Here is a 22,306-nt window from a genome sequence, read left to right as displayed (position 1 = left end):
ATACTTGTTACTCCCATCGTTTCGGCTTCGGTGCGAAACTACCTCCTGAGCAACAGCGCACAATCTTGGGCGAAGTCGCCCGTGCCAACGAGGAGGTTTCAAGCGCCATGACGACATCAGCGGAAAAAGGCGGACACCCCGCCATGCAGACACCACCGGTCGTATCTCCACAAGCCTGGGAAGAAGCCCGCCAGCAACTGCTGGTGAAGGAGAAAGCCCAGACCCGCGCCCGCGACGCACTGGCCGCCGAGCGTCGGCGAATGCCATGGATGGCCGTTGAAAAGGCCTATGCCTTCGACGGCCCTGCGGGCAGAGCCAGCCTGACCGACCTGTTTGCCGGCCGGCGCCAGTTGATCGTCTATCGCGCCTTCTTCGAACCGGGCGTGTTCGGCTGGCCCGATCATGGCTGCAGAGGTTGCTCCATGGTCGCCGACCAGGTTGCCCACGTCGCCCACCTCAACGCCCGCGACACCACGCTCGTCTTCGTTTCGCGCGCGCCGCAGGCGGACATCGCGCGGCTCAAGGCGCGCATGGGCTGGGAGATACCGTGGTTCACCATCACCGACGATTTCGATGCCGACTTCGGCGTGGCCGAATGGCACGGTACCAACGTGTTCTATCGCGACGGCGAGCGCGTGTTCCGCACCTACTTCATCAACAACCGCGGCGACGAACAGATGGGGAGCACCTGGAACTACCTCGACATCACACCGTTGGGCCGGCAGGAGGTCTGGGAGGATTCACCGCAAGGCTATCCGCAGACGCCAACCTACAAGTGGTGGAACTGGAACGACAGTTACGTCGCAGATGCCGCGCCCGACAAGAAATGGGTCGAAGTGTCGGACGCGGGCGAAGCGGCGTTCCGCGACCGACAGGCGGGCAACAAGCCTTGAGCTTTAGCATCGTAGACAAGGCGAAACTGGCGGCAAGGGTCGTGGGGCGTCGCCTTCGTTTCGCTAATTGCTGGGAACGATTGTCGGGCTCGGGGGCGGAGCGACGTCGGCGCCCGGCCTGATGGCGAGAATGCTCAGCGCGATTGCGACGAGCACGCAGATAAGGATGAGGAAGGCGATACCGGTTTTGTCCATCGCCTTACATCAAGCCTTCAATGTGGGGAAATCGAGACGAGAGAAATGTTCCTCTCCCAATTGGTTAGGCAGCGACCGCAGGACATGTTCCGCACCCGAACCGTTCTGCACCTGTTCGGGGGATGTTTAGAATTTGCTATTTCCCGGCGCGGAACGGCCGGCCTCATCGGCATGCCCTGCAGCGGAGCGCTCTCTTCAGGCCTGGACAAGCATTGCGGCATCGATACTCGCCCGCCCCCTCCACGAGAAACGGGCGAAGGGAAGCGGACAAGGTAGGGTGCTACAGCACTTCCAGGAAAAAGTGCGAAGCGGCTCTTAGACAGGAACGTCTAAGAACAAGGAGGTAGAGCGTTTCTGCCACTCAGTCTAAACTGGAGACATTCTGCAGCGCCGCGCGTCTTTTTAAACGTGCAAAGGTCGCTGTAGGACTTTGAATTGTTCCATGTTTTTATCCTTAAAGCGAATACGATTTAACGAAACATGCGGTAGTAGCCGGCTAGTCGGCGTCCATGGTTTCATCGCCGGTGCCGGTAGGATCGATATCGGGGTCGACCCCTTGTGATTGCGCGTAGGTCGTGTTGCCGGAGCCACTGGTCGCGCATCCTGAGATCGCCAGAAGTGCCGTGACTGCAATCGCCGTAAGAAATCTGGTGGGCATGGTTTTCTCCACTTGGGGGCTGCCGTTGCAGCCTGGGGTATCCGGCAGCGACCTAAGCCTGTTTTGTCCTGATCCGGAGATTCTCCTACGCTGACGGGAAACGCAAGTGGTATTCGCGCAGGATCACAGCTGTCGCGAGCGCCAGGTCGACTGACCGGAACCCTTTGCACTCTTTGCCGAATCGCCCGCACACCGCTACAGCATACTTCCTGCGTGCAAAGGGCGCGCGAAGGATGCTGTAGGGCTTTACCCTTGCCGCGCAAGACCAGTCGGGACACCACGTTGAAGACCATCGCCATTGATTTCGAAACCGCCAACGAGCAGCGCGGCAGCGCCTGTTCGGTCGGTCTGGCCTGGGTCGAGGATGGCCGGGTCGTGCGGATCGAGGAGCGGCTCATCCGTCCGAAGACCATGCGCTTCTCCTCCTTCAACATCGCAATCCACGGCATCCGCCCGGAGCATGTGGAGGACGCAGGCGAGTTTCCCGAAGTCATGGACGAATTCGCCGACGACTTTCGCGGCGCCACCATGATCGCCCACAATGCGGCCTTCGACTTCAGCGTCTGGCGCTCCTGTCTCGATCTCTACCGGCAGGATTATCCGGAACTGTCCTATCTCTGCTCGGTGAAGATGGCGCAAAAGGTCTGGCCGCATCTCGGATCGCACAAGTTAAACATCCTGGCCGGTCATCTCGGCTTGACCTTCGCACATCACAACGCTGCCGAGGACGCGGCGATCTGTGCCGAGGCAGCGATTGCGATTGCCGGGTCTCTGGGCATTTCGCAGGTCCGCGACATTCCGACCATGATCGGCATGCGGGCCGGACGGCTGTTTGCCAACGGCTACGACCCTTGCACCTGCCGGAAAAAATAAGCCCGCTGGGCAGGCATGCCCGGAGTGGTTCAGCCCGATACACCAGATCGCCCGCGAGATATGGCTTCACCCCATGATGGCTTCACCCCATGGGTGCGGCCTCGACCGAGATCCGGTAGCGCGTGACGAACGGCTGATCGGGATAGAAGGGCAGTGACGTGGGCGCGGCTGGCGATGCCAAGGGGTTGTCGGCTGACGAGACCGCCGGGCCGAAATCGAAGGCCGAGCAAACCGGCTCAACGCCAAGGGCGAGATGTTTCCCATCCCATGGATAGGCCTTCCGGCCGCGATTGCTGTACCAGAGCAACAGGCTTGGGAAATGCTCTTTCTGCCATTCAAGGCGGGCACGAAACCCCTCGTCACGGTAGTGCAAGGCGATCGCGCCATCGATGCCGACCAGCTGCAGCAGTTCCTCGGCATTCTGGTCAAGCGGAACGGACGCCGCATCGATGGTGGCGCCATCGCGGGCGTCGACGCTCTCAAGCTTCGACCATCGTCCGCCCGGCGCAAACAGCGTCGCCACCGGCTCCACGTCGCCGGGAAAACTGCGAACCTCGCCATAGGCTCCGGGCTCGAGCCTGACCGATCCGGGCCGGGGTGACAGGCGGAAGGTGGGGTGCAGGCCGATCGGCAGCCTGCAGGGTCGCCGCACCTCGATCTCGAGCGTGATGTCGACGGCGGCGGCCCGCGGGTCCGGCACGATGCGCCGGCGCAATTGGCGCACGGGATGGCCGTCCGGATAGCTGCACGTCAGGACGATCTGCCGCTCGTCGCAGTCGCCCCAACTCCAATGTGCGTTCGAGCCGTGGCCGTGCGGCACATCCGCTCCAGCGAAGGTCTCGCCAGCGTCCGACCAGCCTTTCGGCAGCGGGCGCGAGCCGTCGCTGCCGAAGGGCACGCAGGGCCATTCGCCGCGCAATTCCTGCAGGATCGGCGGCAGCGTCGTTCTGTCGGGATCCGAACCCCAGGGTGCGACATGCAGCGGGCTTACCTGTCGTCCATCAGGCAAAAGGAAAGTGACCGGCCCCAGCATGCCGCCCAGGGATTGCACCGCCAGGCATCCATGCGCCCAGGCCAGGCCGCGCCTTGTCGTCTCAGTCATCTCGATGCCGCCCCGCCAAAACGGTTCTCCGCCAGTCCGGGGGTGTCGACCGTCAGGGCATAAAGGCTGCCGGCGAGCCGTTCCCCGGGCTTTGAGAGGATACTGGCCGTCGTGACATAGAGCGTCTTCAGGTCGGCACCGCCGAAGGTGCAGGTCGTGATATTGGTGACCGGCATTTCGATGATCTCCGCCACGGAACCCTCAGGCGATATGCGCGCGATGCAGCCGCCGCCGAAACGGCAGTTCCAGAGATAGCCATCGCTATCGATCGCCGAGCCGTCAGGTGAACCGCGGGAGAAGTCAGCAAGGAATGTCCGTTCGTTCGAGATCGAACAGTCCGCTATTGCGTAATCGAAGGCGTAGATCTCGTTGGCGAGCGTATCACCGAAATAGAAGGTGCTGCCATCGGGACTCCAGCAAAGCGTGTTGGAGATGCCGAGCCCATGCCGCCACTCGCTCACCGTTCCATCAGGCGCGATGCGGTAGAGGATGCCCTCGCCTTCTGCCGTCTCGCCAAGCTCGCCGTCGGGCAGAACATTGTTCTTCATCGACCCGACCCAGAAGTTTCCCGCCGGGTCGGGACGACCGTCGTTCAGGCGCACGCGCGGATATCCGGGCAAGCGGAAGCCGTGATCCTCGCGCCGGTCGGTTTCCGGCCACCACCAGACGAGTTTTGAGGCTAGCGCCAGAAGCAACCGCCCTGGCTCGTCGGTGAGGGAGACCGCCACCACCGGCTCGTCGAATATCCAAAAGCGGACCGAACCGCTCGCCTCATCATACCGATGGACGAGAAATCGATTGACGTCGCTCCAGTAGAGCGCCTGCTCGGATGCCGACCAGACGGCGCCCTCGCCGCATTTGTCGCCGACCGGGGCAACACAGGTAACCGACCTCACCATCCGCGCCTCCTATTCAGCCGCGAGATCGTGGACAAGCGACCGCGACGGTCCGAGGGCATGGGCGTTCTGCACCAACGCGCGCATGTACCCAAGCGCAAAGGCCTTGCCCGCATGCCAAGAGGCAGCACAGGTCATTGCCGGCGTATGGTCGGGGATCATCACGCCCTGATAGTTTTCATCGCGCAGGATGCGCACGATTTCGGCCATGTCGATATCGCCTTCGTCGACGAAGGTTTCGACGTAGCGCGGCATCTTGCCCTTCACATTGCGGAAGTGGATGTAGCCGATGCGCCCTGATCGCGCGAAACGGCGGACATGTTCGTAGATATCGCCGCCGGGCATTTCCTGAAGCGAGCCCAGGCACAACTCCAGCCCGTTCGACGGGGAATCGACGATCGACATCAACCGATCGTACTTTTCCGGCCGGTTGACGAGCCGGGCCGTGCCACGCAGCGCCTCGGCCGGCGGATCGTCGGGATGAGCACCGAGCATGACACCGGCTTCCTCGGCGACCGGAACCACATCCTTCAGAAAACGCGAGAGGCGATCCCAGATCTCGGCGTTGCTGACCGATACCGGTTTGGCGCCGGGCACGGCGCGGCGATACCGCATGTTCCAGACCATGCCGTCGGGGATGGGCGCGTCCGGATCGGGCACGGCGCCCGGCGCATCTTCGACGCCGAAGCCGACGGATTCAGCACCGCCGCGCGCATAGGGGCCACGGGTCCAGCCATAGACGCCGGCGAGCGAGAAATTGTAGCCGATGCAGGGAACGCCTGCGCGCCCGGCATCGCGGATCAGTTGCTTCAGCGCGTCGATCTGCGCATCGCGCTCCGGTCCGTCGAGCAGGATGTCGTGCCAGAAGCGCGGCGAAAAATTCTCGATGGCGGCAAGTTCGAGCCCGCCTGCCCGCACGTCCCGAACCAGAGCCGACAGCTCCTCATAGGTCCAAATGCGGTCGGTGGAGCAATCGCCCCATCCACCATTGTCGCCGCTGTCGATCTTCGGATCCTTGCCGGCGAAATAGTTGGTCAGATGCGCGACGATGTGGGTTGCGCCGGACTGGAGCGCGAAGCGGTAGTTGTCGGGCGTGAGCTGTTCACGATAGAGGCCAAGGCCGATTTTCATCTTGTTCTTTCCCTGTGCGATTATTTCACGCCGATGCCGGCGGTGAGCCCGCCGTCGATGCGGAAGTCCGATCCGGTGATAAAACCGGCACGATCGGATGCGAGATAGGCGACGAGGTCCGCGACTTCCTCCGGCTCGCCGATGCGGCCAATCGGATGGGCGGCGCCGAAGCGGGCGAAGGCTTCCTCCTCGCTGACGCCCTCGCCGCCATAGGTGCGCGCGGCCAGCGACAGGAGCGGAGTGCGGACGGAACCGGGGCTGACTGAATTCACCCGCACCTTGAGGTCGGCATGATCGAGCGCCATCGCGCGGGTCAGCGCATGGATGGCGCCCTTGGTGGCGACATAGGCGGCGACATTCTGCTGACAGCTATGGCCCTGGACCGAGGAAATGTTGACGATCGCCCCACCGCCGCGCTTGGTCATCTCGGGGATGGCGAAGCGCCCCGTCAGGTAGATCGAACCGACATTGACGGACAAGCACCGGTTCCAAGTCTCGAAGCTGGTGTCGAGCACGGTGCCGAAGGGATGAACGGCGGCGGCGTTGACGACGATATCAAGACCACCATCGCGCGACACAACCGCCGCGACGGCAGCCGCCACATCTGCCTCGACCGACACATCGACCAATCGTGAGGCCATTGCCAGGCCACGCTCCTGTGCGATCCGGTCGAACGTCTGGTTGGCCGCGGCATCGTTGCCGCAAGCCAAGACCTTGGCGCCGGCCGTGGCAAGCCTTATGGCCGATGCCAGCCCGATACCGGAGGTTCCGGTAACCAGCGCCACTTTTCCTGCAAATTCAGTCATGATCGGCTCCGAACTCCCTAACGCACACGTTCCAGGACTTGATTGAGAAGCACGGCGCCAAGGATGATCCCGCCACGCACGACGTACTGCCAGTACTCGCTGACGTTCATCAGGGTCATGCCGTTGGAGATGCAGCCGAGAAACAGCACCCCGATCAGGGTTCCCCAAATGCGGCCCTTGCCGCCGAACAGCGAGGTGCCGCCGATGATGACGGCCGCAATTACGTCAAGCTCCATGCCGGTGGCGGTCGTGCCGGTACCGGCTCCGATCTGCGAGGCGATCAGCGTGCCCGAAATCGCCGTCAGTGCGCCGGTGAGGCCGAGCGTCAGCGCCTTGACCTTCCAGATGTCGATACCCGAGAGCCGAGCCGCCTCCATGTTGCCACCGACGGCATAAACCTCGCGGCCGAAGCTGGTGTATTTCATCAGGAAGTGCATGGCCGCGAAGGTGAGCACGAAAATATAGACCGGGAAGGGAATGCCGAAGAGGTAGCCGCCACCGAGGAAATCGAAGCCGGTCGGAAACGTCGACAGCGGAAATCCACCGGTGATGAGGTTCGCAACACCGCGAAGGGCGGCAAACAAAGCGAGCGTGGTAATGAAAGTCGGGACGTTGAACCACTGCCGGAAGCGGCCGGTGAGGTAACCAAGCGAAAAGCCGACGGTAAGCGCGACGGCAAAGCCGAGGATAACGGCGTTCCAGCCGCCGATTGCGTCCGTGTAGGCGTCGGCGAACCAGGCAACGATGCATCCCGCCAGTGCGACCCCGGCGCCAACAGAAAGATCGATCTCGCCCGAAATGATCACGGCCGTCATGCCGAAGGCGATGATCCCCAGCATCGCCACGGTTCGCAGCACGTTGAGGATATTGGCGGTCGAGGCAAAGCCCGGCGCCATCAGGATGAGGAACAGGACCAGACCCGCGAGGATAATCTCCATCGGATAGGTCTTGAGGAGACGCAGCGAGACGTTCTGTCCGCCGCCTTCAGCTGTTTGTTGGCTGACAAGTGTCATTGGGAGGCCCCTTCCATGCATAGGCCGTAGAGTTGGGTAAGATCGGTCCTAGTGGGATCCACCTCCGCCACCACATTACCGTGGTGCATCACGAGAATGCGGTCTGCCACTTCGAGGACCTCCTCGAGTTCGGTCGAAACGAAGATGCTTGCCAGGCCGTCCGAGGCTTTTTGCCAGATGATGTCGAAGATCTGTCGCTTGGCCTGGACGTCGACGCCGCGGCTCGGCTCATCGAAGAACATCACCGAGGGAGCCCTGTTCAGCCACTTGCCGATCACCACCTTCTGCTGGTTGCCGCCCGACAGGGAAGACACCGGCAATTCCGGATCGCCGCACTTGATATGCAAATCGGCGATCTGCCGATCGACATGTGGCTGTTCGCGGCGACGGGAGATCAGTCCGTTTCGCGCAATGGGGCCGAGACTTGCCATGCAGAGATTGTCGGCCGTCGGCAGCGATTGCACGAGACCGACCTCCTTGCGGTTCTCCGGCGTATAGCCAAGACCGGCGGCGCGCATCTGGCGCGGCGTGGCGCCCGTCATCGATTGCCCGGCAAGGTGCACCGTGCCGGCGTCTGTCCGGTCGGCGCCGAAGATCGCGCGCATCAACTCGGTCCTGCCCGAGCCTAGCAGGCCAGCGATCCCGAGAATCTCGCCGCGATAAAGGTCGAAGGAGACGTCGTTGAAGTGTCCTGCACGGGTCAGGCCGCGCACTTCGAGCAGCGGCTTGAGCCTGTCGATCACCTGGCGCGGCGGCCGTTTCGTGCGGGCGGCGTCGCCAAACATCATGCCGACGATCTCGGCGGGCGAGGTCACGGACATCTCGACGGCACCGATATAGTGGCCGTCGCGAATGACGGTGCAGGTGTCGGCGATCTCGAAAAGCTCGCTCATGCGGTGCGTGATGTAGATCATCGTCACGCCGCGTGCCCGCAATCGCTCGATCAGCGCGAAAAGCTGCTTGACCTCTTTCGAGGCGAGCGCCGATGTCGGTTCGTCGAGCAGCAGGATCGATGGGTTGAAGGACATCGCCTTGACGATCTCGACGACCTGCTGTTGCCCGACGCTGAGGCCCGAGACCGGCTGGCGGGAATCGATCGAGAGCCCCATGTCGGACAGAAGCTCGGTCGCGCGCTTGTGCAAACCCTTCCAATCGACGACACGCAAGCCCGCGCGCCTGGTGTGCGGCAGGCGACCGAGAAAAATGTTCTCGCCGACGGACAGTTCGGGAACCAGCGAGAGTTCCTGGTGCACCGTGACAATGCCGGCATCAAACGCGTCGTGCGGCGAAGTAAAGCTCTGGTCTCTTCCGTTGACGCTGATCGTGCCGGAGGTGGGCTCGGTCACGCCGGCAAGAAGCTTGATCAGGGTCGATTTGCCGGAGCCGTTCTTTCCCATCAGGGCATGAACGCGCCCTGGGGTAAAATCATGGGTAAACTCCGACAGGGCAACCGTCGGGCCGTAACGCTTTGTGACGGATCGGAACTCGAGCCGCCCTTGGGCGGTATCTGTCCGGGGCTGAGAGTAGGTCATCGGTGGTTCCCGGTTGGCGCAGAAAATGGTGGCAGGGCCGAGTGGCCCTGCCACGCAACCTTACTTCAGAGCCTTCAGGCCTTCCTTGTAGGCGGCGACCCCGTCGGCATTCGCGCGCGTCAAGGGAAGGACGGGAACATTGACCTTGGTCTCGAACGTCTTGCCTTCGAGCAGTTTCTGCGCTGCCTCGATCGCCTGCTTGCCGACCTCTAGAGGCTGCTGCGCCGTCGTTGCCTGGAGCACGTTGTCCTTGTCGAGAAGCATGTTGGCGAGCTGCTCGGAGCCATCGGTGCCGAAGACGAACACTTTGCCCTCAAGCCCGGCCTTCTTCACCGCCTGGACCGCGCCGATCGTGCCGCCTTCGTTGGCGGCATAGATCACCTTGATATCCGGATTGGCGGTCAGCATGTCGCTGGCAACAGCCAAGGCCTTCTCGGCGAGCCAGGCATCCTGCTGCGCGACGATCTCGACCTGAGAGGACACCACGTGAAGGAAGCCGTCGACACGAGCGTTCGACTGTTCCGGCAGGAGCGCCTTGAAGGCGAGCGTACCGATCTTGACCTTCTCGCCATTCCCGAGGGTTTTCAGAAACGGGGCGGCCGCCTCGCCGGTGCCGATGCCGATATCGCGGTCCGAACTGGTCACCGTCGCCTGGGCAACGTCACCATTGGCAGACGTGCCGTAGGTGACCACGGTGATGCCGGCATCGCGTGCCTTCTTGAGCGCGGGAACCGACGCGTCGGCCGACAGCGGCGCGACCACGATCGAGTTGACGCCGCGGGCGATATAGGTGTCGATCAGCTGCGCTTCCTTTTCGAGCTTGCTGTCGCTGTTTCCGGCGAGAAGTTCGTCGCCGGCGGCTTCCGCCGCCTTCTCCATCCCGATCTGAATGCCGCGGAAATACTGGTCCTGCTGGAAGACGATGCCGGCGATGGCCTTGCCGTCGGCAAGAACCGCGCTCGGCGCGAAGCTGACACTCACCAGAAGTGTTGCGAGCGTCAGGACGTGGCGTTTTGTTTTGATCATAACGGGTCTCCTCCCCTATGCCCTTGATCGTGTTGCCGGCCCGCGGGCTAAGGGGCCGGTTCTGACTGAATGCGGAACACGATGCCGTCGCAGCCTCAAGTCTTGGTCGCGGCGGACTGTCCACTGGTCGGCGCGCCGACGAATTTGAGGCCGAATTCGAGATGGCGGCTCATGAGATAGGCATAGGCAATTCGGTCGCGCGCCCTCAGCGCGCCGATGATTTCGGCATGGGCCTCGTAGGTCGCCGACTGGACCGGCCGCTCCGCCTTGCCGAGGCGCATGACTTCCTCGATGACGGTGCGCATCATCCGGTAGGCAGCAAGGGTTGTCCTGTTGCCTGACAGTTCGACGATGGCCTCGTGGAATTCGTAATCGTAGCGGGCCGCTTCCTCGACGCTCTCAGCCGTCCGGATGCGAGCATTGGCCGCCTCCAGCCTGTCGAGGTCGGCTTCGCTTGCATGAAGAATGATGTGGTCGCCGACGCCGGTCTCGATGATGCGGCGGAAACCCTGAAGATCGCGGAAGGAATCGGGCGATATGCCGTTGTGAAAGGCAAAAAGCCGGCGGATCGCCTCGCCATGACCACCGCTGATGACGGCACCGACTTTGGGCCGCGTTTCGACGAGGCCATAGGCGCGCAGCACCTGCAGCGCCTCGCGAACCGTATTCCGTCCGGCCTGAAACTGCTCACCAAGATCGCGCTCGGTCGGCAGCGCATCGCCAATCCCGAGGCCGCGTTCGGCAATCAGATCCCTGATCTGTTCGACGAGCCTGTCGACCGCCGACGTCTTGCCGACCTCAGCTGGCTCGACACCTGTCGAATGCTCCGGTTTTGCCAAATTGTGCGCCACGCTCTCCTCCTGTGTGCGGTTCTATTTGTTGGTCCAGATTGAATGATAAGTCAAGGGTAGCGTCAGAATTTTCGCCATCCTTTCAGAAAAACGACGATGTAAGCGTATTTTCGCTTGAATTTGCGCCCACGCCGACCCTTAATGCATTATCTGGTCCAACAATAGAGATCATCCCGAGATCGCAGGAGTTTAAGAGATGAGGCCGACGGAAGAGTGCTTTCGCTGGTATGGCCCGGATGACCCGGTGCCGCTCAGCCACATCAGGCAGGCAGGGGCGACAGGCATCGTCTCAGCGCTTCATCACGTCTATGACGGCTCGCCCTGGTCAGACGATCAGATCCTGAAGCACAAGGGCTTGATCGAGGCTGCGGGTCTGCGCTGGAGCGTGGTCGAGAGCATTCCGGTGCACAATTCGATCAAGCTGGCATCGTCAGACAGCGCACGCTACATCGGCTGGTACAAGGACACGATGCGCGCGCTGGCGCGCTGCGGCATTGGCACGGTCTGCTACAATTTCATGCCGGTGGTTGACTGGACCCGCACTGAACTCATGCATCCGCTGCCGACCGGCGGATATGCGCTGCGCTTCGATGCTATCGATTTCGCCGCCTACGATCTCTTTGTGCTGAAACGGCCGCGCGTCGAGCAGAGCTATTCGCCCGCCCAGATCGACACGGCACAAGCTCGCTTTGCAACAATGGATGCTGCAAAGGTCGACCGGATCGAACGCAATCTGATTACCGGCTTGCCGGCGTCCGAGCGCAAGTTCGATCGCGCCGGCTTTCTTGGAGCGCTCGCGGAGTACGATGGCGTCAGCGCCGAGGACCTGCATAAAAACCTCGCACGCTTCCTGCGCGAGATCGTGCCGGTCGCCGAGGAGGTCGGGGTGAAGCTCTGCATTCATCCTGATGATCCGGCCTTCCCGCTCTACGGCTTGCCGCGGATCGTATCCACTGCGGATGACGCGCGCCGCATCCTGGCAGCCGCCGACAGTCCCGCCAATGGCCTGACCTTCTGCACCGGATCCTACGGCACCCGCGCCGAAAACGACCTGCCGGCCATGGTGCGTGAGTTCGGCTCCCGCATCCATTTCGCCCATCTGCGCAACGTTCAGCGCGAAGCTGACGGGTCGTTTCATGAAGCCGACCATCTTGGTGGCTCGAGCGATATTCCGGCCGTCATTCTCGCCCTTCTCGAGGAGCAAGAGCGCCGGCGTACCGAGGGGCGCGACGATTGGCAGATCCCCGTTCGTCCAGACCATGGGCATCTGCTTGCCGACGACATCGGCAAGGAACGGATCAATCCCGGCTACTCGCTCATCGGCCGACTGAAGGGGCTCGCCGAGATCCGCGGCGTGATGCACGGCATTTCAGCGGTCGAGGCCGCACGGAACAAACAGGTGACACGATGAAGACTTTTGAAGACGATGCCGACTTGTTCGCGGCGATGCGAAGCCGGCTCTTCACCGCCGTTGTCGGCGATATTCTTGATACGATGGGGCTGCAGCATCAGTTCCTGCCGCCGAAGATCCGGGCCCTGCGCGACGACATGGTGACAGTCGGCCGTGCCATGCCGGTGCTTGAGGCGGATTTCTTTGCGACCGCGGGAGCCGGCGGCCACGCCGAGATCAGCTCCAAGCCCTTCGGCCTGATGTTCCATGCGCTCGACAGCCTGAAACCCAACGAAATCTACGTATGTTCAGGCGCCTCGCCGCGCTACGCTGTCTGGGGCGAGTTGATGTCGACACGCGCGATTCAGCTGAAAGCCGCAGGTGCGATCTGCGACGGATACTGCCGAGACAGCAGCGGCATCCTCGCCCTCGATTTCCCGACCTTCTGCTACGGATCCTATGCTCAGGATCAGGGACCGCGCGGCAAGGTCGTCGACTATGCGGTTCCGATCGAGATCGGCGGCATCCGCATTCGGCCCGGCGACATGCTGTTCGGCGACCGCGACGGCGTTCTGGTCATTCCGCGCGAGGCGGAACGGGAAGCGATCGCGCTGGCGTTCGAAAAGGCAGAAACTGAAAACAAGGTTCGCCTTGCCATCGAGGCCGGCATGTCCACGGTCGAGGCATTCGAACGCTTCGGCGTCATGTAGCCGCTCAGTGGCGGGACGACGTCGTCATCGTCCTTACGAGCGGTAAATCTATGGCACGAACGCGTCCATCTCTCTGCGAGGTGACGCCCGTTGGGTTGGGCGCGCCGTGGATTACGGCGCGGCTGGATGTCGGTTGCAAACACCCATTCCCGGAGGCCGGAGGTCACACCGAAATTGCCCTCCGGCGTCACGTGGTGGTGCAGCGCATGGCGTCGCTTGAGCGTGAAAAACAGCGATCCTTGGCGTCCCGGTCGATAATGCACGAGATGATGAACCGTGGCATAGCAGAGATAATCGAACAGGAAGCCCGCGCTGAGGCTGTGCAAATGCGGAGCCGCCGATCCACCACAACGGAGACATCAACAGAAGGAAATATGCGGGCACGCTGACAAATGTCGCCGACATCATCACCACCGGCGCACGAGCGGCATGTCGAACGCGCCGAAGGGTGGGGCACGGCCGGCAATGGTTTCACGCTTTCTTAACTACGAATTGTGAAAATGCGGCCCATCCGGTGGGCATGATGCCGACCGTTCGTTTGGGGTAATGAGTGCATGCGTAAGCCGCAAGATCAGGCGCTGTCCTCCGGCGCCACCAAACCGGAGTCCGGCTACTTCGTCTCCCGCCGCGCCGTGCTTTCGGGCCTCGGTGTCATGACACTGCTTGGCGCCTCCGGCTGCTCGCAGACGCTCGAATTCCCGGAGCTGGGATCAATCGAGCCGTCGGGTGGTATGCCGCCTGGGGGCGTTGACCGCATGCCGACCGGTTCGATCCCACCGCTCAGCGTCGACAGCAACATCACCGATAACGGCACGATGTATGCCTCGCTGATCGACAATGGCCTCGTGATCCCGGCAGTTCCATTCCAGAAGATCAGGCCGGAATTCCGCCGTCAGATCGTTATCGATCCGACCGGCGAGGCGCCGGGCACGATTGTGGTGCGGCTCAACGAGCGGCATCTCTATTGGGTGCAGGAAGGCGGCGAAGCGATCCGTTACGGCGTCGGCATCGGCAAGGCCGGCTTCGAATGGAGCGGCCGCGCCGAGATCCAGTACACCAAGGAATGGCCGACCTGGACGCCGCCCAAAGAGATGATCGCACGCAAGCCGGAGCTGGTGAAATGGACGGGCGGTCAGCCGGGTGGCCTCGACAACCCGCTCGGCGCCCGCGCACACTATATCTACAAGGACGGCCACGACACTGGCTATCGCGTGCACGGCTCACCCGAATGGTGGACCATCGGCACTCAGGCATCTTCCGGTTGCGTGCGCATGATCAACCAGGACGTCATCGACCTCTACAACCGGGTCAAGGCGTCGCCGACCAAAGTCCCGATTGTGGTGGCGTGAAAGGCGCTTCGCGCCGAGCGAGTAGGGAATCGAGAAGAGCCACGACAGTCCCTACCAAAAAAATTCAGTCGTTCAATCCTGCCGCACCCGTCTGCCCTTCGCGACAAGCTCTCTGACCGCGATCTTTAGAGGGAGGCGTCCCGGATCTCTCCTAGTGTCTGAGGACGCAACGCCTCTTGAGCCGCAAGAGCGAGGGGTCAAGCGTCGGTCCGTTGCAGGCGCGATGTCAGCCAACAACATGTTAACCCAACGCGGTAATCCGATGCGCCCGTCGAAAGCAGTGCTGCCGGAAAAACGAAATACATAGGCATGGGTTTCGATCCCATACGCAACAAGATGCAACGCCGACGTCAAACGACTGCCGGCGCTGCGTTGACGAGGATCTATTCGGCCTTTGCCTCGATATCGAGCCGCTCCAGGAAACCTGCCGGATCGTCGGAGGCTGTCATCAGTTCAATCGCACCAATGCCTGCGGCGTCCTTCGATTTGACAGACAGGGTGAATGTCCCCGCTCTTCCCAGGAAAGTTGAGGCTGCCCCGGCGACACTTTGAAGCTTCGGCTGATCGGCCACGAACTGCTGCAGCATGGTGGATCCGACCAGCACCAGCATGCCGCGCGCCTGCTCCGCCGTCATGTCGTTTTGCCGGGCATACAAAGTCAGCGCCTTGTCGAAGAGCCCTTTGTCCTCGATCCGGAGCTTCAATTCCCGTGCAGTAACGCCGAGTGCTGCGGTTTGCATGCGTATCGTGTCAGCAGAAAACAAATCGTTTGAGACGCCGGCCAAGACACCAGACAGCGAAACACTGCCCATCCCTTCGCCCCCAAGGGAGATATCCTTGATGACGAAGCTTTTGCCCGCTTCGTCCCAATGTCCCTCAACCCCTGCCGACAAGGTGAGCTTGTCGTAGCCGAGCTTTCGCAATTGCTCAAACGTCTCGTCCTTGGCGTCTGGCGGCATCGGGACACTCAAGTCCTCGTAGACAATACGAATATCGGTAGGGATTCCGTTGTACGGTTTGCCGAGCGCCGCTTCATAAGATTTCAGCGAAAATTTCACGCGCTGCGGAACGAGCGATGCGATGTCCGACGACATTGTTTCAGAGGCTTCAACTTCACCTGCATCATCGTTGAGCGCAGTCTGAGGAAGGGCATCGTCACCGGCACCATCCACAGGATCAGGATCTCTCGCCTGATCGGCAGCATCGTCCGCAATTTCAGCAGCGGCCACATCTGCCGCAGCGTCTGCGCCATCATCGATGGCCGAACCGTCCTTGTCCGCGTCAACCGGTACAGCTGAGACTTCGGGCCCGGCGTCCGCGCCCTCAACGGCGACATCGCTGCCTTGGCTGCTATCGCTGGGATCGGGCGCGTCGATTGCCGGTGCAGCGGTTGCAGCATCCAGACGATCGTCAGACGTCGTCTCGCTCGGCGCCGTCGCCTCGTCATCGACCGCTGCGATCTCTTCAACGTCGGCCGGCCCGCTCGGCAGATCGACATCGAGACCGGCAAGCCGGAATGTCCCGAACTCGGGCAGCAATGTGGAATAGGCAAATTCTTGAGCCTGATCTTCGTTCAAAACAAGGAGTTGTTTCAACGCCTCCATTGTCGGGTGCCAGGAAAAACCGCTGACGCTGGCTTCAGCGAGCCGGAAATGATCATCGCCTTCTTCCATCGAGATCCCGTTGAGGCTCGCGTTCACTTCGCGCCCGTTCAGGTGAAGCGACGTGCGTTCGACATCAAGGCTGATCTGCTTGCCAATGTCCTTGCCCGGGGATTTGACCTTGAGTCCAAGCAATTGGATATCGCCCTGGCCAATCATATCGGGCAGGGAGAGAACCTTCATGTAAAAGGCGTTTCGTTCGGCAGCAGGCAATTCGTCGGGGGCTTTGACCGAACGCAGCATGCTCAGCGTGTCCAAAAGCGGCTCAGCCGGCATACGAATGCTAAGACCATTGCTGCGCAACTCACCATATTGGAAGCTGCCCTCGCCTATTGTCTGAGTGACGTCCTTGATCGACAAGGGGCCGTAAAGGGCCTTGGCCTGCTTGTCCTGTGGCCCGGCCACTTGCGTATACAGACGTGCCGCATAGGCCACGTCCAGGTCCTTGCCGGTCATCGCCCCAAATGAGCCGTTCATGCGCGCGTTTTTCGTCTTCCCGTCTTCAGTCGCCTCAGCCACATGCATGTCCAGGCTGGCATTGGATGAGCTGTAGCGTGCTACGCGGCCATCCCTGATATCCTCGAGCGCGATGTTTTTGTAGACGATCCTGTCTTCATCCCCCTCAACGATCTTGGTCATCGCGACCTCGGGCAGAAAGATGCGATTGGCCTGGAAGCGCTGGATACGCTCCGGCAATGACAGACCGCTCTTGTTTGCGAATATCTCGGCGACCGTCTGACGGTCGAAATTTGGCTGCTCGACACTCGCGCGCGGCACAGCGATTTTGTAACCCGCAAGCTCGGCGCTCAGGTTGGCGATCTCGAGCTCGGCATTCAGGAAGAGAAATTTTGGGCGACCGTCGATGCCGGCGATCTTTGCGCTAAGGCCGTCCTTTAGCGGCAGCATCACGTCACGCAGATGAAATCGGCCGAGATAATCCACATGGACGGAGCCGACTGTTCCCCCGCGCGCTGTGATATGCTGCTTGACGCCGCGCTCCAGCGTGATCTTGTAACCCGTCGCCCCGGCAGCCAGCACCGCCACAAACGCGGCGCTCAACCACAGCGCCTTGCGCCGACCTTTTCCTGTGACCGATTTTACCTGTTCCAAATCATCCATCCTTTCACCGCCTCCCTGTGTGACGGCGACTTTGCGACCGACATCACGACGGTCCATTGCAATCACTGCGAAACGATTGCCTTTCGACATCAGACCGTCCCGAAATGTTTCGTTGAAACCGCTGCAACCGCGACGTCGCCTAGATGCGCGCTAGGCCACTAACCGGAATGAAGGCAGATGAACTGGCAATCATGCTACGGCGCCCGTCGACCAGTCCAACAGGCGTAGCGACCAGCGAGAGTGAAGTTCCTCTAAGTCGGTCTTGGCGCTCTGCCTATCTTCAAGGGCGGCACATCGTCGATTGATGTTTTGAGCGCCCGGCTGAAGACAGTTTCGCCTAGCGCAATAATGCAGCCGGAGATTGCGATCAAGACCATTAATGTACCCCAGATCGCCGTGAGGGCCAGGTTTCTTTGAGCATTGACCCGGATGTGCCATTCATGAGCCTACGTAGGCTGCCGCATCGTCGGGCCTGGAGAAACATCTGCCATGCGGGTCAGGCCGAGATTGATGCCATCGCCAAGATGGCGGTGAGCAGCGCAAGCCTGTTGTCGGGCGGACCGGCCCGTGCGCAGGTGGGTGAACGCGTTCGCGATCGTGCTAACCTATGTTGGCCCCGCAGCTGATCCCGAGATCGCAGCGCGTGTCAGGCGACACTCTTTGAAGGCGAGTGGAAGATCGTTGGCTTGATATGCTGCGATCCCTGCACTGAAATCGGCAACTGCTTTTGGATCGTCCTTGGCTTGGGACAGACACTCTGAATGATTTCATGGTGACACGACCTGATGGGTACCTGTCTAACTGAAAGACTTCGCGATCGGACCGGCGGAGCGCTTGCAACCTGCCCCAAAGCAAATTCCATCAGGTCGCAAATCACTGCAGCGATTATCGCCTGGGTGAGGGCGTGGCGCTGCTCGCTCTTGTTAAGGCTGGCCTGACAGCGTCGCCGGCGTGATGGGTTCACTATTCAGTACCTGGACTGTTCAAAACGTTGTGACCTGCGCTTGCTAGTGATTTCCGTCTCGCGAAGCGCAGGACCACACCCAGCGAAGCCGCAATAGGTATCGCCAGCAAGACACCGATGAAGCCGAATAACCACCCGAAGGCGAATAGCGCAAACATCATCCAGACTGGATTGAGGTTGACGCGCCGACCGATGAGGCGCGGAGACAGAACATAGTCGGCAAGCATTTCACCGACAATGAAGATGCCCCCCACAACAGCGACAGGTGCCCAAGTGGGCCAGAACTGGTCCACCGCAACGCATACCGATATCAAGATACCGGTGGCTGCCCCAAGGTAGGGAACGAAACTGATGAGGCCTGCAGCTATACCAATCAAAATGGCATGGTTGAGTCCGGTCAGCTTCAACGCTGCCGTATAAAGCACGGCAAGAATGAGACAGATGGCAACCTGACCGCGCACGAAGCCGGCAACAGTATCGTGGATTTCGCGCCCGAGCGCCCGACCATCATCGCGGTACTCCGGAGCGAGCCAGCCATCAATTGTCGCAATCATTCGGTGCCAGTCAATGGCGAGATAGATGGCGATGATTGGAGTGACAACGAGGAGCGAAAGAAGGGAAATCAATGCTCGTCCGCTCGACCACAGCGAACTGAGGAAACCGTCGAGCCATTTGCTGCCCATCGCCCTCACGACATCGACGGAAGATTGCTCGATGTGAAGATTCTCACCCATGATGTCATGCATCCAGGGTCCGCTTGCTTCAGTCATAAGGGACTGCAGACGCGTGATGTAGCGGGGAAATTCATCAATAAAAAATCTAAGCTCACCAATGATAACCGGGAACATAACCAGCATGACCGCGATAATACCCACGATCAGCGGCAAGATGACGGCTAGTGCCGCAAAGCTTCGATTGATCCCGAACCGCTCTAACCTGTCGACTGCGGGAACGAGAAGATAGGCGAGCAATGCGCCAACAACAAATGGCAGCAGGATTTCGCGCAAAAGCACTAGTGCAACCAAGGCGACTGCGGAAACCGCAATCCAGAATGTAGCTGGTTGCACAATTCTCATGGGACCCCTGCGCAGTCTTGTTTCGAGTTCTGCCGGACTTTGCTGATCTCAGCGCATCGATCCTCGGATCCAAGGAGGGTAGAGACGGTAAGGATCCTCCTTGTCAATTATCCATCAAGCTGGCGAAGGCGATCTCACCATCGGTAATGTAATGGTTGACCTTTCCGGTCTGTAGACGTGAGCCGGATTGATGCAAGACGACATCCCCGATCACCCGCTTTGACTTCAACTGGGTGACTATGTGATCTCGTTCAGCATTCGTATCTGAATCGGTAGCGTGTGTCACTTGGAGCGTCAGTTTGGTCAGCGATAATCCAGTATCCCTGGTGCCCGCCCCAACCCACAAGACGCGCTGATCAGTCGATGGCCTATCCGTATTCAGCCAGAAGCTTGCTGCTGTGATATCGTCGCCCGTATGAGCGGGGCTCAGCGCCCAGAAGCGGATATGGTGGCGCTTGCGCGGACTGTTGTCGATGGGCTGCTGGAAACCTATGTCCTGCTTTCGTCCGAAGAGATAGAGCGTGCTGAAAGGAGCCGTCGGATACGGAGTGTTGAGCAGAAACGCTCGTACCATTCGCCACGAGCTTGCAACCCCCAAACTGTCGGCTGTTGACCAGCCCGCTGTTGCAAACGCATCGCAAAGTTGTTGAAGAGTGCCTATCAGCACGAGATTCACTGGATCCCCGGGCAAGCCGTCGCCAGTGATGGTGTATCTAGGGATGAGTCTCCGGTGGAGAATCTTTAAGCCCATTCGGACCACGTTTGGCAAAATGACGTAGGCAGCAAGCCCATAGGTAAGACCTACCGCCAGGATCCAGGGAAGTCTGTGGTCCGCAGTGTCAAAAACGACAAAGACGATCAGCCAAACGCTAACTGCCCCCAGACAGAAGATGAGAAACCTTTGGAAAAGGCGCGTAAGCATTCTCAAAATTTCTTATCCCGTGCAGGACCTTGGTTCGCTATCGACTTCGCTGCTCGTACCTTGTCCCGCCGGCCGAACAGAGACGCTGTAGGCTAAGTTCTACGCCACATGTCGTCGAAACGATATTGTTCTTTGGGGAAGCGCGGGTCTCGTTGAGCGAGGATGCACCGCCCGGCAGCGTCGAGCCGCCGCCGGTCTGGGCCTGAGCAACCTCGAACCGTTGCGGGGCCGGATCGCTGATCCGGCCCGTCGTCGATCCGGCCTGCGTTGGATTGAAGACCGCAACGCCCGGCTCGGCATAGAGCGCCACGCCCGCGCCGAGCAGGAGTGTTGCGACCGTGGAGAGGCCGAAGATTCGTTTCTGGCTCATCATGCGAGCACCTATCGTTCGTTATCGTGCTGCGCGTTGAGGTCGAGCAGAGCCTGGAAGCTCTGCAAGGAAGCGAGATGTTTAGTCCCGGCATTTGATGGAGCAAAGCGTCGCTGACGTCTGCTCGAGGTTCATGGAATGAGCCGTCACAGCAGATCTTGTCGCAGCGCGAGAGCTGATGTCGAGACTGGAGCAGCGATAACCGGAGCGCAGTTCGTATGTGTGCCACGAGACATCCGCCATACAACTTCGGACGGCTCGCCGATGCAAGCGCTGCAACGCCGCCAGCGTGCGGGTGGATGCCCCGTTTGACGTCGGAACACTGTGATAAAATGGGTCTGTGAACGAAAGCCGACATCAATCGCAATTTCGTCGATGCTCAGGTCTTCGCTCAACAATTTCGTTTTCGCGCGCTCTATTCGACGGTCGCGCAGATAGGCATGCGGGCTCCGGCCTGTCGCGAACCGGAAGCCGGCAGCGAAATGCATGGGGCTGAGGCCCGCGGCGCGCGCGATGTCTACGAGTTGAAGCGGGGTCGCTAGGTTCCTTTCGATGAACTCTACGGCGCGCTTGAGCCGCCATGGTGCGAGCACGACGGAGTTTGTCTTGCGATCCTTCATCTTTGCTCGTCTCCACCGGTCGCCGCAATAAGCCGGGACTGGATCCGCTCTAGGGTTCGTTCGAAGACTTCCGGTTCGTCGAGCGCCCTGGCGAGCACCAAGGCCCCCTGGACGGCAACTACTGTCTCCTCGGCAAGCGCAAGGGCGTCACGTTCAGGGCATCCGGCCCTCTCNGACGCTCTTCCGATCTGGTTCGTTCGAAGACTTCCGGTTCGTCGAGCGCCCTGGCGAGCACCAAGGCCCCCTGGACGGCAACTACTGTCTCCTCGGCAAGCGCAAGGGCGTCACGTTCAGGGCATCCGGCCCTCTCGAGAGCAGAGGCGAGCGCACCACGCCACTCGGCRAAGTAATCCCTGACCCGATCGCTGAAGCGGTTCCGGACGTTGTCCAGTGCAAACGCGCCAATGAGGCAYACACGGCGGCCGGAGCGAAAGTAGCCGGCAACCGAGCTACACATGCTGGTGATTGCGGAACGCGGATCATCCGCGCTCCGTAGCGGTTCGAAGACCTGCGTCGCGAACCATTCGTCGATCTCGCCGAGCACGGCTGCGGCCATCTCTTCCTTCCCRCCGGGAAAGAAGTGATAAAGGCTTCCCTTTCCGAGGCCGGTCTTTTCGGTGATGGTCGATAGGCTTGCACCGTCGAAGCCATACTCCCGAAAGATCTCGGCGAGGGATGGGATTACGTCCGAGCGCTCGGCGACGATCTTTGGCATGTGCTACAGTCCCAATTCGGAAAGTCCCGGGTGGTCCGCTGGCCTGGGCCCAGACCGATCCCAGAAGAATTTGCGTTCAGATTCTTCGATCGGCAGATCATTGATGCAGGCATAACGGTGGTGCATCAGCCCGTTTTCGTCGAACTCCCAGTTTTCGTTGCCGTATGCCCGGTACCAGTTCCCGGAGTCGTCGCGGTACTCGTAGGCGAAGCGCACCCCGATRCGGTCGCCGTCATGAGCCCACAGCTCCTTGATCAGCCGGTATTCGAGTTCTTTTGTCCACTTCCTCGCCAGGAACTCGACGATACGYTCGCGTCCTTGGACAAATTCCGCGCGGTTACGCCAATAGCTGTCGACGCTGTAGGCGAGGGACACGCGGTGCGGATCGCAACTGTTCCATCCGTCCTCTGCAGCTCGGACTTTGGCCGCTGCCG

General features: G+C 60.7%; 22 protein-coding genes. 5 read left to right on the top strand and 17 right to left on the bottom strand.

Annotated elements, in window-relative coordinates:
* The first annotated feature begins 107 nt into the window (after nt 1-107).
* The gene (locus ASD02_RS16815; RefSeq protein ID WP_057213202.1) at nt 108-893 is read left to right on the top strand and encodes a DUF899 domain-containing protein; all 786 of its coding nucleotides are present in this window, start codon (nt 108-110) and stop codon (nt 891-893) included.
* A gap of 63 nt (nt 894-956) precedes the next feature.
* Here the strand turns inward: ASD02_RS16815 and ASD02_RS40420 are convergent, their stop codons facing one another.
* Both ASD02_RS40420 and ASD02_RS39210 read right to left on the bottom strand, forming a co-directional pair.
* A complete protein-coding gene (locus tag ASD02_RS40420; RefSeq protein WP_272953725.1) occupies nt 957-1,088 on the bottom strand; it encodes a hypothetical protein in 132 nt (43 codons plus the stop codon).
* Nucleotides 1,089-1,584: 496 nt separating this feature from the next.
* On the bottom strand, nt 1,585-1,746 hold the full coding sequence (locus tag ASD02_RS39210; RefSeq protein WP_164474919.1) for a hypothetical protein: 162 nt from the start codon (nt 1,744-1,746) through the stop codon (nt 1,585-1,587).
* A 282-nt stretch (nt 1,747-2,028) separates the two neighbouring features.
* Between ASD02_RS39210 and ASD02_RS16810 the strand changes: the two genes are divergently transcribed.
* A complete protein-coding gene (locus ASD02_RS16810; RefSeq protein WP_057207667.1) occupies nt 2,029-2,619 on the top strand; it encodes a 3'-5' exonuclease in 591 nt (196 codons plus the stop codon).
* A gap of 82 nt (nt 2,620-2,701) precedes the next feature.
* Here the strand turns inward: ASD02_RS16810 and ASD02_RS16805 are convergent, their stop codons facing one another.
* The 8 genes from ASD02_RS16805 to ASD02_RS16770 all read right to left on the bottom strand — a co-directional run bounded on the left by ASD02_RS16805 (nt 2,702) and on the right by ASD02_RS16770 (nt 10,976).
* Complete coding sequence (locus tag ASD02_RS16805) at nt 2,702-3,721, bottom strand: hypothetical protein (protein WP_057213100.1); 1,020 nt, start codon at nt 3,719-3,721, stop codon at nt 2,702-2,704.
* Nucleotides 3,718-4,620, bottom strand: coding sequence for an SMP-30/gluconolactonase/LRE family protein (locus tag ASD02_RS16800; protein ID WP_057207643.1), 903 nt, complete (start codon nt 4,618-4,620; stop codon nt 3,718-3,720). The genes ASD02_RS16805 and ASD02_RS16800 overlap by 4 nt, the downstream gene beginning before the upstream one ends.
* A 9-nt stretch (nt 4,621-4,629) precedes the next feature.
* A complete protein-coding gene (locus ASD02_RS16795; RefSeq protein ID WP_057213098.1) occupies nt 4,630-5,748 on the bottom strand; it encodes a mannonate dehydratase in 1,119 nt (372 codons plus the stop codon).
* Nucleotides 5,749-5,768: 20 nt separating this feature from the next.
* Nucleotides 5,769-6,554 (bottom strand): SDR family oxidoreductase, encoded by a 786-nt coding sequence (locus ASD02_RS16790; RefSeq protein WP_057213096.1) that lies wholly within the window; start codon nt 6,552-6,554, stop codon nt 5,769-5,771.
* Between the two features lie 17 nt (nt 6,555-6,571).
* Entirely contained in the window at nt 6,572-7,567 is a 996-nt protein-coding gene (locus tag ASD02_RS16785; RefSeq protein WP_057213094.1) for an ABC transporter permease, read from the bottom strand.
* Complete coding sequence (locus ASD02_RS16780) at nt 7,564-9,099, bottom strand: sugar ABC transporter ATP-binding protein (protein WP_057213092.1); 1,536 nt, start codon at nt 9,097-9,099, stop codon at nt 7,564-7,566. Before ASD02_RS16780 ends, ASD02_RS16785 begins: the two co-directional genes overlap by 4 nt.
* A 60-nt stretch (nt 9,100-9,159) precedes the next feature.
* Nucleotides 9,160-10,125 (bottom strand): substrate-binding domain-containing protein, encoded by a 966-nt coding sequence (locus ASD02_RS16775; RefSeq protein WP_025429553.1) that lies wholly within the window; start codon nt 10,123-10,125, stop codon nt 9,160-9,162.
* 95 nt (nt 10,126-10,220) lie between these two features.
* Nucleotides 10,221-10,976 carry a FadR/GntR family transcriptional regulator gene (locus ASD02_RS16770; RefSeq protein WP_244494230.1) on the bottom strand — a complete coding sequence of 252 codons (756 nt, stop codon included), beginning with the start codon at nt 10,974-10,976 and terminating at the stop codon, nt 10,221-10,223.
* Nucleotides 10,977-11,172: 196 nt separating this feature from the next.
* On the opposite strand from ASD02_RS16770, the gene uxuA reads away from it, so the two are divergent.
* The 3 genes from uxuA (at nt 11,173) to ASD02_RS16755 (ending at nt 14,425) form a co-directional block, all read left to right on the top strand.
* Nucleotides 11,173-12,387 carry a mannonate dehydratase gene (uxuA, locus tag ASD02_RS16765; protein WP_057220913.1) on the top strand — a complete coding sequence of 405 codons (1,215 nt, stop codon included), beginning with the start codon at nt 11,173-11,175 and terminating at the stop codon, nt 12,385-12,387.
* Complete coding sequence (locus tag ASD02_RS16760) at nt 12,384-13,076, top strand: RraA family protein (RefSeq protein WP_057213090.1); 693 nt, start codon at nt 12,384-12,386, stop codon at nt 13,074-13,076. The genes uxuA and ASD02_RS16760 overlap by 4 nt, the downstream gene beginning before the upstream one ends.
* Nucleotides 13,077-13,630: 554 nt before the next feature.
* Nucleotides 13,631-14,425, top strand: coding sequence for a L,D-transpeptidase (locus ASD02_RS16755; RefSeq protein ID WP_057213088.1), 795 nt, complete (start codon nt 13,631-13,633; stop codon nt 14,423-14,425).
* 383 nt (nt 14,426-14,808) lie between these two features.
* On the opposite strand, the gene ASD02_RS16750 is transcribed toward ASD02_RS16755, so the two are convergent.
* From ASD02_RS16750 to ASD02_RS16720, 7 genes are all read right to left on the bottom strand, one after another.
* On the bottom strand, nt 14,809-17,295 hold the full coding sequence (locus ASD02_RS16750; RefSeq protein ID WP_057220912.1) for a hypothetical protein: 2,487 nt from the start codon (nt 17,293-17,295) through the stop codon (nt 14,809-14,811).
* Nucleotides 17,296-18,168: 873 nt separating this feature from the next.
* Nucleotides 18,169-19,245, bottom strand: a complete 1,077-nt coding sequence (locus ASD02_RS16745; RefSeq protein WP_057213083.1) for an AI-2E family transporter — start codon at nt 19,243-19,245, stop codon at nt 18,169-18,171.
* Between the two features lie 103 nt (nt 19,246-19,348).
* Entirely contained in the window at nt 19,349-20,173 is an 825-nt protein-coding gene (locus tag ASD02_RS16740) for an LssY C-terminal domain-containing protein (RefSeq protein ID WP_025429584.1), read from the bottom strand.
* A 31-nt stretch (nt 20,174-20,204) separates the two neighbouring features.
* The gene (locus ASD02_RS16735; protein WP_156407923.1) at nt 20,205-20,537 is read right to left on the bottom strand and encodes a hypothetical protein; all 333 of its coding nucleotides are present in this window, start codon (nt 20,535-20,537) and stop codon (nt 20,205-20,207) included.
* 146 nt (nt 20,538-20,683) lie between these two features.
* Nucleotides 20,684-21,157 (bottom strand): AraC family transcriptional regulator, encoded by a 474-nt coding sequence (locus tag ASD02_RS16730; protein ID WP_082555551.1) that lies wholly within the window; start codon nt 21,155-21,157, stop codon nt 20,684-20,686.
* Nucleotides 21,158-21,331: 174 nt separating this feature from the next.
* Nucleotides 21,332-21,872: TetR/AcrR family transcriptional regulator (locus ASD02_RS16725; RefSeq protein ID WP_244494229.1), on the bottom strand; the 541-nt coding region annotated here is incomplete at its 3' end.
* Between the two features lie 3 nt (nt 21,873-21,875).
* Nucleotides 21,876-22,306, bottom strand: a 431-nt coding sequence (locus ASD02_RS16720) for a nuclear transport factor 2 family protein (RefSeq protein ID WP_057258470.1), incomplete at its 5' end; no start/stop codon positions are given.

This window comes from Ensifer sp. Root1252 (assembly GCF_001425885.1).
In the GTDB taxonomy this organism is placed as follows: domain Bacteria; phylum Pseudomonadota; class Alphaproteobacteria; order Rhizobiales; family Rhizobiaceae; genus Ensifer; species Ensifer canadensis.
Note: the sequence above shows the minus strand (reverse complement) of the source record. Positions and strands in the feature narration are given on the sequence as shown.